Below are 12,335 nucleotides of genomic sequence, written 5' to 3'. Positions count from 1 at the left end.
CCTCCATCGCGAACAGCGATAGCAGTTATGCCCTTCATCATACTTCACAATCGGCGCACTTCAGCGGACGATCGGAGACGTGAAAAGCCCAGCCGCGCTCCTCGCCAAGCTCCGCATCGACCCGTTCATCCTCGGCATCCTCGCCGCGGTCGGGATCGCCTGCCTGGTACCGGCGCGCGGCCAGGGCGCGGGGGTCGCCTCCTGGGTCACCTCGATCGGCGTCGGCGCCCTGTTCTTCCTCTACGGCGCGCGCCTGTCCACCGCCGAGGCCGTGGCCGGGTTCAAGCACTGGCGGCTGCACCTTGTGATCCTCGTCTCCACCTTCGTGCTGTTCCCGCTGCTCGGCCTCGCCACGAAACTCCTCGAACCGAACGTGCTCACCCCCGCGCTGGTGGCCGGCGTCATCTTCCTGTGCACGCTGCCCTCGACGGTGAACTCCTCGATCGCGTTCACCTCGATCGCCAAGGGCAACGTGGCCGCCGCGATCTGCGCCGCGTCGTTCTCCAGCCTGCTGGGCATCGTCGTCACGCCGCTGCTGGTCGCCCTGTTGCTGCACAGCACCGGCAACGGCTTCTCGCTCGACGCCGTGACTTCGATCGTGCTGCAGCTGCTCGTGCCGTTCCTCGCCGGGCAGATCGCGCGGCGCTGGATCGGCGGGTTCATCACGCGCCACAAGAAGATCCTCGGCCGCGCCGACCGCACCGTGATCCTGCTGGTGGTCTACGCGGCCTTCAGCGAGGGCGTCGTCGCCGGGATCTGGCACCAGCTGACCCCGCTCGCGCTCGGCGCGCTGGTGGTGGTCAACCTGGCGCTGTTCTACGCGGTGTTCTGGATCCTCAAGCTGGTCACGCCGAAGCTGGGCTTCGACCGCGCGGACCGGGTCGCGATCATCTTCGCCGGGTCGAAGAAGAGCCTCGCCAGCGGACTGCCGATGGCCGCGGTCCTGTTCCCGGCGCAGACGGTCGGCCTGATCGTGCTGCCGCTGATGCTGTTCCACCAGGCCCAGCTCATGATCTGCGCGGTGCTCGCGCGACGGTGGGGCGTCCAGGCCGAAGCCGGCCAACCCGCTGCCGCCGGAGTGCGTTAGCCGTTCCCAAGTGGCGGACCGCATATCCCACCTTTCGGACACCGGTTACCATTGCCCGCATGACGTCGGTGATCGAGCGCCTGCGAGGGGAGTCCCCGGCGTTCTCCATTGAGTTCTTCCCGCCCCGCGACGCGGCCGACGAGGCCGTGCTGTGGCGGTCGATCCGCGAGCTGGAGCCGCTGGACCCCGCCTACATGTCGATCACCTACGGCGCGGGCGGGTCGAGCCGCGACGGCACCATCCGCAGCATCGCGCGGGTGGCGACCGAGACCACGCTGGTGCCGATGGCGCACCTGACCGCGGTCGACCACTCCGTCGCCGAGCTGCGCAACGTCATCGGCTGGTACGCCGCCGTCGGCGTGCGCAACATCCTCGCGCTGCGCGGCGACCCGCCGGGCGACCCGTACGGCGAGTGGGTGCCGCACCCCCAGGGCCTCAGCTACGCCGAGGAGCTGGTGGCGCTCGTCCGCTCGCTGGGTGACTTCTGCGTCGGCGTCTCCGCGTTCCCCTACGGCCACCCGCGCTCGCTGGACCTGGACACCGACACCAAGTACCTGGTGCGCAAGTTCCGCGCGGGCGCCGACTTCGGCATCGCCCAGCTGTTCTTCGAGGCCGAGGACTTCCTGCGGCTGCGCGACCGGGTCGCCGCCGCGGGCTGTGACGCGCTGCTCATCCCCGGTGTGATGCCGCTGACCACGCCGCGCACGCTGCACACCACGATCCGCCTGTCCGGCGCGCCCGCGCCGCAGCGCCTGCTGGACCGGCTCGAACCGCTGGCCGGCGACGCCAAGGCGTTCCGCGCCGAGGGGCTGGACGTGGTCACCGAACTGTGTGAGCGGCTCATCGCCGAAGGCGTGCCGGACCTGCACTTCTACACCTTCAACCGCTCCAAGGCGACGCGCGAGGTGGTCCGCAGGCTCGGCCTGGTGCCCGCGCGCGCGTAAACCCGGTTGCCGCGTTCGGTAGGTTGCATCCATGGGCGTGCACCAGATCTGTGACCAGTTCGTCGAGGACTTCGCCGCCGCGCACCCGGTCGCGGCCACCGAGATGGGCATCCCGGGCTACGACGACCAGCTGACCGACTATTCGCCGGAGGGCTACGCCGCCCGCGCCGCGCTGGCGCGCCGGGCGCTGGACGCCGTCACCGCCGCCGAGCCGGCCGACGCCGGGGAGCGCGCGGCCAAGGCCGTGTTCACCGAGCGAACCGGGCTGGACCTGGAGATCCACGACGCCGGCCTGGACGTCGCGTCGCTGAACGTCATCGCGAGCCCGGTGCAGGACCTGCGCATGGTGTTCGACCTCATGCCCACCGACGCGCCCGAGCAGTGGGCCACCATCGCCAAGCGCCTGGCCAAGGTCCCCGACGCGGTCGACGGCATCCGCGCGTCCCTGCTGGCCGCTGTCGAGGCCGGCAACGCGCCCGCGCTGCGCCAGGTCACCAAGGTCGCCGAGCAGGCCGAAACCTGGGCCGGGCTGTCCGGCGAGACCGGCTTCTTCCAGAACATGGTCGCCGGAGCGCCCGACGGCGCCCTCCGCGAGGACCTCGACCGCGGTGCCCGCGCCGCCCAGGAGGCCTACGCCGAACTCGCCGGGTTCCTGCGCGCCGAGCTGGCGCCGAAGGCCCGCACGAAGGACGCCGTCGGCGAGGACGCCTACCGGCTCTGGTCGCGGTACTTCATCGGCGCGAAGCTCGACCCGCGCGAGTCCTACGAGTGGGGCTGGACCGAGTTCCTGCGCCTGGAAGCGGAGATGAAGGCCGTCGCCGAGCGCATCGCGCCCGGTGGCACGCTCGCCGACGCCGCCGCCGCGCTGGACGCGAACCCGCGCTACCGCGTGCAGGGCCGCGACGCCTTCCAGCGGTGGATGCAGCAGCTGTCCGACAACGCGCTGGCCGAGCTGCGTGGCAAGCACTTCGACATCCCGGATCCGCTGATGGCCCTCGACTGCCGGATCGCTCCGCCCGGTGGGGGCGCCGGCGCGTACTACACGGGCCCGAACGAGGACTTCACCCGCCCCGGCACCATGTGGTGGTCGCTGCCGCCGGGCCGCGACGAGTTCACCACCTGGCGCGAGGTCAGCACCGTCTACCACGAGGGCGTGCCGGGTCACCACCTGCAGATCGCCACCGCGGTGCACGAGCGGTCGCTCAACCGGTTCCAGCGGCTGCTGGCGTTCACCTCCGGGCACGGCGAGGGCTGGGCGCTCTACGCCGAGCGGCTGATGCAGGACCTCGGCTACCTCGCCGACGACGGTGACCTGCTCGGCATGCTGTCCGAGCAGCTGTTCCGCGCCGCGCGGGTGATCGTCGACTTCGGTATGCACCTGGAGCTGGAAATCCCGTCCGGCACCGGGTTCCACGAGGGCGAGCGGTGGACGCCCGACCTCGGCCTGGAGTTCATGCTGACCCGCACGATCACCGACGAGCCGCTGGTGCGCGACGAGATCGACCGCTACCTCGGGTGGCCCGGCCAGGCGCCGGCGTACAAGCTGGGGGAGCGCCTGTGGATCGAGGCGCGCGAGGACGCGCGCAAGCGCCAGGGCAGCGCCTTCGACCTCAAGGACTTCCACACCAAGGCCCTCCGCCTGGGCGGCATGGGCCTCGACACCCTCCGCGAACAGCTCGCCGAGCTCGACTAGGGGAGTTTCACCATGGCTTGCGTGGCGGTGCGGGCAGCGGCCCCTCCCGCCAGCCCACCACCACCCTCAACGGACACGCTCCGCGCGGCAGAGCCGACTCAGGCGGCCCCTCGCTGTGGGATCGCCTCCTCATGAATGCCCAATTCACCACGTCGGCGCTGTCCTCGCGAGGAACCGCCCACCCGCCGGCCCACCACCACCCTCAACGGACGCGCTCCGCGCGACTCCGCCCCTTCAATCCCGCGGCGGTGCCGGTTGACGGCCCACCGCAAGCGGCTCCGCCGCTTATGAACAACGACTCAAGGAGCACGTGATGCACCGGGTCTTCCTGGTCACCCCGCCGCCCCCGGCCTAGCGGGGCGGTCGCTTCTCGCCGCACACTCGTGCGGCGCCACAAGGCATCACGGTTTCCGTGATGCCGCATCGCCCCGCGTCCGCGGCATTGTCCACATCAGACGCTGGAGCGAATTCGTCATGTCCGTTTCCGTCGACGCGCCCGTGCGCGCTCGTTCGTCGTTCACCTTGCTGGTCGCCGGGGTGCTGTGGGGCACCGGTGGCCTGTCCGGGTCCCTGCTCGCCACCCGCGGCGGCCTGTCCGCGATCTCCGTCGCCACCTACCGGTTGCTGCTCGGCGGCGCCGCGCTCGTGCTGTTCCTGTGGCTGACCCGAAACCTGCGGGGAATGGTCTGGACCAAGCCGGTGGTCCGCCGGATCGCGCTGGCCGGCGGCCTCCTCGGGTCGTTCCAGGCCGCCTACTTCGCGGCGGTCACGCTCACCTCGGTCGGCACCGCGACCATGGTCACCATCGGCAGCGTGCCGGTGTTCGTCACCGCCGCCACGGCCGTCCAGGCGCGCCGCCTGCCCGGCCCGCTGACCCTGGTGTCAGTCGCCCTCGGGCTGGCCGGACTGGCCCTGCTGTCCGCCACCCCCGGTCAGGGCGGCTGGCGGCTGCTCGGCGGCGTGGCGTTCGCGCTGGCCGCCGGCGCCGGGTTCAGCGTGCTGACCCTGGCGCTGCGCCGTCCCGTCGCGGGCCTGGATTACCAGCGCACCACGGCGTTCGGCCTGCTCACCGGCGGCTTGCTGCTGCTGCCCGTCGGGCTGGTCCTCGGGATGGCGCTGCCGCTGCGGCTCGACGTCCTCGCGGTCGCGCTGTACTTCGGCGTCGTGCCCACCGGTCTCGGCTACGTGCTGTACTTCCGCGTGCTCGGCGCCGCGCGGCCGGTGATCGCCGCGCTGGCGACCCTGCTGGAACCGCTCACCGCGGCGATCCTGTCCGCCGTCGTCCTGCACGAGGACCTCGGCGTCCAGGGCTGGTGCGGCGCCGGGCTGCTGGCCGCCGGACTGCTGGCAGGCTACCTGCGGTCCTGAGGCTCCAGGGGCAGGGTGCGGCCGAGGATGGCGAACGGGCGTGGATCACCGGCGAAGTGGTAGTCGCGCAGCGCGTCGACGAACCCCATGCGCCGGTACAGCTTCCACGCCCGGCTCGGCCCCTCCGGCGTCGACAGCAGGACGTGCCGGTTGGGCACGCCGTCGAGCAGCCGGCGCAGCAGGTCCTCGCCGATCCCGCGGGCCTGGCTCGCCGGGCGGACGTGGATCTCGGTCAGCTCGAAGTAGTCGGCCAGCCACCGCTGCGCGAGCTCCTCGCCGCCGGCCGAGGTCAGCCCGCGCCGCACCTGCTCGTGCCACCACTGGCCGGGCGCGCCCTGGTAGCCGTAGGCGACGCCGAGCATCGTGCCCTCCGCGTCGAGCGCGGCGATGCACCGCCAGCCCTCGCGCAGCGCGTGCGTCAGCCACATCGGGGCGCGCTGCTCCGCCGTGCCCGGCGGGTAGCGCATCGCCTCGACGTAGATCGCCAGCGCCTCCCGCAACCGGGCGCGGAAGTCGTCGGCGGACAGCCGCGCGTAGTGCAGGGACGTGGTCATGACGCCACGTCCGCGGGCTGTCCGCCGGTGACGGCCACGAGGTCGGCGAAGGTGGTCGGGAAGACCGACTTGGCGTGCCCGGCCGCCGCCCACACGGTGTCGTAGGCCCGCAGCGCGGTGTCGACGAGGGTGAGCACCGGCGCCGGGTGCCCGAGCGGGGCGACGCCGCCGATGGCCTGGCCGGTGTGCTCGCGCACGAACGCCGGATCGGCCTTCTCGACCGACTCGGCGCCGATCAGCGCGGCGAGGGTGTCGGTGTTGGCGCGGTGGGCGCCCGAGGTCAGCGACAGCAGCGGGGCGGTCCGATCGGCGAACACGGCGCGGAAGACGAGGCTGTTCGCGATCGCGCCCACCTCGACCCCGAGGGCCTCGGCGGCTTGCGCGGCCGTGCGCACCTCGGCCGGCAGGATGCGGATGCCGGCAGCGGCGTCGTGCCTGCCCGCCTCGGCGAGCGCGGCAGCGACCTTGGCCACCGCCGGATGGTCCAGGCTGCTCATACCGATATGAGATCACGGGCCGCGACGGGTGGCGACGCGTATCCCCGCTCAGTCGTCCGGGACGGCCCCGGAGTTCCCGGGCGTGGGTCTTTTCACGCTCGCCCGGTGACCCCGCTTTTCCTTGCCCGCCAACGATATCGTGTGCGGAAACGCGGGAAAGGCGGTCCACGGTGTTCTCCTCCCCGGCATGGCTCGGCTGGTCGGTGGCCGGCCTGTTCACGGTGCTCGCGATCGTCTCGCTGGCACAGGTGCTCGGCGCCCTGCCGTGCGCCGCCTGCGGCGACGGGGTGACCGGCGACCGGGAATCGGCTGTCGCGCACGCGGTGATGGCCGTGGCGATGGCGCTGATGTTCGTGCCGTGGGGGGACTCGGTTCCGGCACTCGCGTGGCAGGCCGTGTTCGTGGCGATGGCCGCCTGGTTCGCCGCGACGCTGTTCCGCGCCGGGCCCGGCATGCCCCGGTGGCGTTCGGCGGCGACACACCACCTGCTGGGCGCGGTCGCGATGCTCGCGATGGTCGGCGCCATGGACGGCGCGCCCGCGGCGAGCGGTGACCACGGCGGGCACTCCGCCGCGTCCGCCGGGTTCCTGCTGCCTGCCGTGCTGGCCGCTCTGGTGGTCTACTTCGCCGCCGACACCGCCCTGTCCGGCTGGCGGGCGGTCCGCGGCGGGACCGGTGGCCGCGCCTCCGGAGCCGCCCGCGCGGTGATGGGCGCCGGCATGGCGGCGATGCTCGTGCCGATGCTGTAGAAAACCGGTTTGAGTCTCCTGTAGCGGGAGACTTTAGCGTTCCGCACATGACGATCACGGTTCTGGACACCTACCCCGCCATGCGGCGGATCCTGCGCGCCCCGCGGGAGGAGCGCGCCGCGCTGCTCGAAGCGATGCTGAAGCCCGCCGCGGGCATGTACCGCTACTTCCCGGGCGAGGTCGACCTCGTCCAGATGCACCGCATGGGCTCGGGCTTCCCGATCGACCGCGACGAGGACCGGTGCCTGGACGCGCTGGAGGAGTTGCACGAGGCCGACGCGTGGGGCCGCATCGAGCGCGCGCTGAACGACGCCGTCGCCGTGCAGCTCGAGGCGACCCCGGACATCACGGTGCCCGACCTCACCGTGCTCATCGTCCTCGGCGATCCCGGGGACGAGCACTTCATGGGCACGAGCCTGGGCATGGCGGCCAACGGCAGCGTGTCCGGCTACATCTACCTGAACTTCTGGCCGTACCCGGAGAACCTGGCGCGGCTGGAGGCGACGGCGGTCCACGAGCTCAACCACAACCTCCGCTACGGCGACGGCGGTGTGGTGTGGAACCCGGCGACGGTCACGGTGGGGGAGCAGGTGGTGTCCGAGGGGCTGGCGGACGCGTTCGCACGCCAGCTGTACGGCGACGAGCTCGGCTACGCGCGCGTCGGCGTGCCGCACCTGCACGACGACGCGGTGTTCGACAAGGTCGTCTCCGGCCTGGAGGTGACCGGGATGCAGAACTTCACCGCGTGGGTGCACGGCGACGCGCACGCCCTCCGGTACGGCGCCACCCCGGTCGGGCTGCCCACCGGCGCCGGGTACGCCGTGGGCAACCGGCTGGTCGACGCGTACCTGGCCGCGACCGGACGCACCGCAGCGCAGGCGCTGCGGGTGGACAGCCGGGAGGTCATCGACACCGCCCTCAGCTCGAGGAGCGCCGCCCCCGGACGATGACCGCGACGGTGCCGGCGACCACGACCACCGCGATGACGACCCAGGCCCACACCGGGAACCCACCGCCGGACGACTCGGCGGCCTGCAGGGCCTGGGTCGTCGGCGGAGCGGGCGCCGCCGACGAAGGTGCGGTCGAGGGCGACGGTGTGGACGCGGGGGTCGTGAGCGAGAAGTTGATCCGGCCGGTGATCGGGTCGCCGTCGGCCGCGACGATCGACCAGGTGAGCACGTAGGCCCCGGCGGGACCGGACGGCTGGACCGGCGCGGTGACGGTCCGGTCGGTCACCGTCGCCGCGCCGACCGTCCACTGCGCCCCATCGGGGCCGGTGATCCGGATCGGCTCGGCGGGCAGGGTGAACGCGCCGCCGAACTTGAGGCTGACCTGTTGCGGCGCGGCGGACAGCGCCGCGCCCTCGGCCGGATCGCTGCTCTGCAGCGTGGTGTGGGCCAGCGCGGCCGGCGCGGTGAGCACGAGAGCCGTGATCAGCGCACCGGCCAGGACGGACAGACGCCGCAAGACCATGGACGCACCTTCCGTGGGGAGTCGGGGTGTGGGGAGGCCCCTGGTTCAAGGTCGTCCGGGGCCGCCGGAAAGTTCCCGGATTCCGCCCTGCGGCGCGGACGAGTGCGTGTGACACCGGGCAGGTGGGCTGGGGGGCGGACCGGCCCGGCGTGACGTCCTGCGAGTCGCCGCGGCACCCGGTCCGGTTCCGGCTGAGTTCCGGCTTTCCCCGATCGTGTGATCGAACGCGGTCAAGTGCGGCACACCACGTCATTCGAAGACTTGAACGAACAGGTGTTCGAAGCTACTCTGGAACTCGCTCGAACAAGAGTTCGACATCCGGTGAGCGCTCGCCGGTCAGGCCACCCGGTGCCGGAACGGGGGAAGCGTTTCGGCACCGGGTAGCCGCCACCGCACGTTGTCCGCAAGGGAGGGGCAATGTCCATTGCCGTCGCATCCCACGCCGAGGAGAGGCAGCCGGCGCTGCCGCTACCGGTCCGTCCGCCGGCGGCACCCGCCGCCACGGCCCTGCTCGCCGACGCCCGGCGGGGCATCGCCGAAGCCCGGCACGCCGCCCAGCCGGCGCCCAAGTTCATCGCGGCCTACCTGGCCGCACTCCGCGCGGGCGCCGCGGTGCTCGCCGCGCGCGGCCGCCCGCACCGCGGCCGGGCCCGCCCCGCCAGCGTGTGGGTGCTGCTCGAGACGGCGGCGCCCGAGCTGACCGACTGGACGGCGTACTTCGCCGCGCACTCGGCCGCCCGCGCCGCCGCCCAGGCCGGCAACACCCGTCGCGTCACCGCCGAGCGGGCCGAGGAGCTGCTCCGCCAGGCCGCGTTGTTCGTCGAGCTGGCCCGCGATCTCGTGCACGGCCGCGAGCCGGTGACCAGGCCGGGCCGGGTGCGGCAGTGCGACGTCCCGCCGACCTTGGGGAAGGCGTCCCGAAGGCGATGAGCGGGCAAGCACTCGTCGGCCACGACCGCCTGCTGGACGTGCTGGGCGCCGAGGCCGAACTGCTCACCGCGACGGCGCGGGAGGCGGCGCCGGACACCCCGGTGCCCACCACGCCCGGTCTCACGATCGGCGAGGTGATCCGGCACGTCGGCGGCGTCTACCGGGTCGCCACCGGCTGGATGACCGAGGGCAGGCGCCCCCGGGACTGGCAGGAGAACCCGGCGGACGGCCAGAGCGGCGAGGAGTACCTGCGGGAGGGGCTCGCGGCGCTGCACCGCGAGCTGACCTCGCACGATCCGGCCGAATACGCGGCCACCTGGTGGCCGGCGGACCGCACGTACGGGTTCTGGTGCCGCCGCATGGCCCACGAGACCACCGTGCACCGGATCGACGTCCAGAACGCCGCGAACGTGATCGTGGCCGAGGTCGCCGACGACGTGGCGATCGACGGCGTGGACGAGGTGCTGGCGGTGTGGTTCGGGCAGCGGCTGCCGATGCTCGGGTTGTCCGGCACCGCCACCGGGACGGTCGCCGTCCGCACCGGCGGCCACAACTGGATCGCCCGCGCCGGGCCCGGCGAGACGGTCGCGTGGCGCTGTTCCGACGCCGACGTCGACCGGGCCGACGGCATCGTCACCGGTTCGCCGATGGCGGTCTACCAGTGGCTGTGGGGCCGGCTCGGGCACGGATCGGTGACCTGGGAGCGCAGCGACGATTCGATCGGCCAGTTCTGGGCGCTGCTGCGGCTGGCGACGAGATAAATCCGGGGCGTGGGGAAGCGTTGCCGGATATCGTCGCCGTCATGGCGACGCGACTGGACAGTCTGGTGGTCGATGCGAACCAGCGCAGGCAGCTGGCGGAGTTCTGGTCGGAGCTGCTGGGCTGGCCGATCACGTTCGAAGACGACGAGGAGGTCGACGTCGAGGCGCCCGCGGACGGCGTCGACCTCGTCTTCGTGACGGTCCCCGAGGCGAAGGACCCGGCCGTGAAGAACCGGGTGCACCTGGACCTGCCCAGCGCCTCACCGGAGGACCAGGCGGCGAAGGTGGACCGGGCGCTGGCCCTGGGCGCGCGCCGGATCGACATCGGGCAGGGCGCGGTCCCGTGGGTGGTTCTCGCGGACCCGGAGGGCAACGAGTTCTGCGTGCTCGAACCGCGGCCCGGCTACACCACGACGGAGGCCATCGCGGCGGTCGTCGTGGACGCCCGGGATCCGCTGGCGCTGGCGGGGTTCTGGGCGGAGGCCACCGGGTGGCGGATCGCCAACCAGGAGCCGCAGATCGTCGGGCTGCGTGCGCCGACCGGGCGCGGGCCGTGGCTGGAGTTCCTGCGCAGCGACGAGCCCAAGGACCACAAGAACCGGCTGCACCTGGACGTGGCGCCGTTCGCGGACGGTGACACCGCGGCCGAGGCGGACCGGTTGTGCGGGCTCGGCGCCCGGCGGATCGACCTCGGGCAGGGTGAGGTCACCTGGGAGGTCCTGACCGACCCGGAGGGCAACGAGTTCTGCGTGTTGTCGCCCCGCTGAGTGTTTCGGCGCCGTTGCCCGACGGCGCGGCACCCTGACACGGGCGAAACACACGCGTCCACGGCCGGCAACAACCGTGCGCGATCGTTACGCGATGGAGATTCGCACGCGGAGAGCGCTGACGGTGCCGCGGCCGGTGATCACCGAGACGGACGAGGTCAGCTCGGTCATCTGGCGTGTCCGCATCCGGATGGACGACCACCCGGGCATGCTGGCGCGCATCGCCATCCGGATGGCCGACCTGGAGTGCAACATCCTCGGCCTGACCGTGCTGCCGGTGCCCGGCGGCGTGCTGGACGAGGTGATGATCCGGCCGGCGACGGGGCTGACCAAGGAGCAGCTGGTCACGGCGATCCAGGCCGAGGGCTGCGAGTGCGCGTCCGTCACCGACGCCGACGTGCGCGAACTGGTGGACGCCTCCGCCGCGACGCTCACCGCGGCCGGCCGGGCGGTCGACGACCCGTCCCGCCGGGCCGAGGTGCTGCGCGAGGTGCTGGCCGCGGACCTGGTCACGGTCGTCCCGCTGGCGGAGTCGAACCCGGCGCGCGTCGAGGGCGGGCATCGCGTGGTGTTCGCGGTGGACGGGGAGACGGCGCTGGTGGCGCGGCGGCGGTGGGCGCCGTTCGTGCAGCTGGAACTGACCCGCGCGGAGGCGCTGCTGGGGCTGCTGGACCGCGCGCGGCGCAACGTGACCAGCCCGCTGGCGCTGACGTGCGCGGACGGTGCGGCGATCGTGCTGCGCGAAGGCAAGCCCGCCGACGCCGAGGCGGTGTCGGCGATGCACGCCCGGTGCTCGATGAACACGCTCTTCTCGCGCTACCACACGGGAATGCGCACGATGCCGCGTCGCTGGTTGCACCGCCTGCTGGTGCCGCCGCGCGGGCTGAGCCTGCTGGCGGTGTGCGGACGCGAGGTGGTCGGCGTCGGACAGCTGATCCCGGGCCCGACGGGCGAAATCGCCGAGGTGTCGCTGCTGGTGGAGGACGGCTGGCAGCGGGTAGGCGTGGGCACCGCACTGCTGAAGCGGCTGGCGGAAATCGCCGCGGCGCGCGGGTGCCGCCGGTTGGTGGCGGTGTCACTGCCCGGCCGGGACGGGATCTACCGCACGGCCCAGCGGGCGGGGCTGGCGCCGGAGCCCCCGGAGGAGGAGGGCCTGCTGAGGATCGACCTGGCGGCCAGGGGCCCACACGTACTGGGCGAGGTATAGCCGGCGCGTGGGTGGTGCGTTGGCACCAGGCAAGGCTGGTGCGTCCGGCGCCAAGTGAACGTCACTTCTCCTGCAGGCTGCCGGCGGCAGGCGGTGCGTAGTGCCGCGACCCCGGCGACGGTTGGCATGCGCAGGCCGCCCCCCATGCGGTGGTGGTGGGCACGCGCCCAGGCCCGCCAGCGCACCCGGCTGACGGCCACCGCCGCGCCCCAGAGCCGCCAACCCACCCGGTCGCGGCTGGCAGGCGCCGCAGCCGACCAATGCACCGGGCTGGGGGCAGTGCCGCGCCTCAAGGAAACAACCCG

The 12,335-nt window shown here is 72.8% G+C and carries 13 protein-coding genes; 10 read left to right on the top strand and 3 right to left on the bottom strand.

Annotation, left to right across the window (positions count from 1 at the left end; translation table 11 throughout):
- Positions 1 to 79: 79 nt before the first annotated feature.
- The 4 genes from IE290_RS22200 to IE290_RS22185 all read left to right on the top strand — a co-directional run bounded on the left by IE290_RS22200 (position 80) and on the right by IE290_RS22185 (position 5,092).
- A complete protein-coding gene (locus IE290_RS22200; protein WP_191246604.1) occupies positions 80 to 1,087 on the top strand; it encodes a bile acid:sodium symporter family protein in 1,008 nt (335 codons plus the stop codon).
- 59 nt (positions 1,088 to 1,146) lie between these two features.
- Positions 1,147 to 2,031, top strand: coding sequence for a methylenetetrahydrofolate reductase (locus IE290_RS22195; RefSeq protein ID WP_191246603.1), 885 nt, complete (start codon positions 1,147 to 1,149; stop codon positions 2,029 to 2,031).
- A 31-nt stretch (positions 2,032 to 2,062) separates the two neighbouring features.
- Complete coding sequence (locus IE290_RS22190) at positions 2,063 to 3,724, top strand: DUF885 domain-containing protein (protein WP_191246602.1); 1,662 nt, start codon at positions 2,063 to 2,065, stop codon at positions 3,722 to 3,724.
- A 474-nt stretch (positions 3,725 to 4,198) separates the two neighbouring features.
- Positions 4,199 to 5,092: a DMT family transporter gene (locus IE290_RS22185; protein ID WP_191246601.1), complete on the top strand. Its 894-nt coding sequence runs from the start codon at positions 4,199 to 4,201 to the stop codon at positions 5,090 to 5,092.
- Here IE290_RS22185 and IE290_RS22180 read toward each other — a convergent pair.
- Complete coding sequence (locus IE290_RS22180) at positions 5,077 to 5,646, bottom strand: GNAT family N-acetyltransferase (protein ID WP_191246600.1); 570 nt, start codon at positions 5,644 to 5,646, stop codon at positions 5,077 to 5,079. The genes IE290_RS22185 and IE290_RS22180 overlap by 16 nt on opposite strands.
- Positions 5,643 to 6,143: a YbaK/EbsC family protein gene (locus IE290_RS22175; RefSeq protein WP_191246599.1), complete on the bottom strand. Its 501-nt coding sequence runs from the start codon at positions 6,141 to 6,143 to the stop codon at positions 5,643 to 5,645. The genes IE290_RS22180 and IE290_RS22175 overlap by 4 nt, the downstream gene beginning before the upstream one ends.
- 170 nt (positions 6,144 to 6,313) lie before the next feature.
- Between IE290_RS22175 and IE290_RS22170 the strand changes: the two genes are divergently transcribed.
- Positions 6,314 to 6,892: a DUF5134 domain-containing protein gene (locus IE290_RS22170; RefSeq protein ID WP_191246598.1), complete on the top strand. Its 579-nt coding sequence runs from the start codon at positions 6,314 to 6,316 to the stop codon at positions 6,890 to 6,892.
- 47 nt (positions 6,893 to 6,939) lie between these two features.
- On the top strand, positions 6,940 to 7,842 hold the full coding sequence (locus tag IE290_RS22165; protein ID WP_191246597.1) for a DUF2268 domain-containing putative Zn-dependent protease: 903 nt from the start codon (positions 6,940 to 6,942) through the stop codon (positions 7,840 to 7,842).
- Here IE290_RS22165 and IE290_RS22160 read toward each other — a convergent pair.
- The gene (locus tag IE290_RS22160) at positions 7,811 to 8,365 is read right to left on the bottom strand and encodes a copper resistance CopC family protein (protein WP_191246596.1); all 555 of its coding nucleotides are present in this window, start codon (positions 8,363 to 8,365) and stop codon (positions 7,811 to 7,813) included. The two genes, IE290_RS22165 and IE290_RS22160, sit on opposite strands and share 32 nt — an antisense overlap.
- A 417-nt stretch (positions 8,366 to 8,782) precedes the next feature.
- Between IE290_RS22160 and IE290_RS22155 the strand changes: the two genes are divergently transcribed.
- From IE290_RS22155 to IE290_RS22140, 4 genes are all read left to right on the top strand, one after another.
- Positions 8,783 to 9,295 carry an SAV_6107 family HEPN domain-containing protein gene (locus tag IE290_RS22155; protein WP_191246595.1) on the top strand — a complete coding sequence of 171 codons (513 nt, stop codon included), beginning with the start codon at positions 8,783 to 8,785 and terminating at the stop codon, positions 9,293 to 9,295.
- Positions 9,292 to 10,056 carry a maleylpyruvate isomerase N-terminal domain-containing protein gene (locus IE290_RS22150; protein ID WP_191246594.1) on the top strand — a complete coding sequence of 255 codons (765 nt, stop codon included), beginning with the start codon at positions 9,292 to 9,294 and terminating at the stop codon, positions 10,054 to 10,056. Before IE290_RS22155 ends, IE290_RS22150 begins: the two co-directional genes overlap by 4 nt.
- A 41-nt stretch (positions 10,057 to 10,097) precedes the next feature.
- On the top strand, positions 10,098 to 10,823 hold the full coding sequence (locus IE290_RS22145; RefSeq protein WP_191246593.1) for a VOC family protein: 726 nt from the start codon (positions 10,098 to 10,100) through the stop codon (positions 10,821 to 10,823).
- Between the two features lie 94 nt (positions 10,824 to 10,917).
- Complete coding sequence (locus IE290_RS22140; RefSeq protein WP_191246592.1) at positions 10,918 to 12,030, top strand: GNAT family N-acetyltransferase; 1,113 nt, start codon at positions 10,918 to 10,920, stop codon at positions 12,028 to 12,030.
- Positions 12,031 to 12,335: the final 305 nt, after the last annotated feature.

It is taken from the genome of Amycolatopsis deserti, assembly GCF_014653945.1.
GTDB classification, from domain to species: Bacteria; Actinomycetota; Actinomycetes; order Mycobacteriales; family Pseudonocardiaceae; genus Amycolatopsis_E; species Amycolatopsis_E deserti.
The sequence above is the reverse complement of the archived record's forward strand: the minus strand, read 5'-3'. Positions and strand labels throughout refer to the sequence as shown.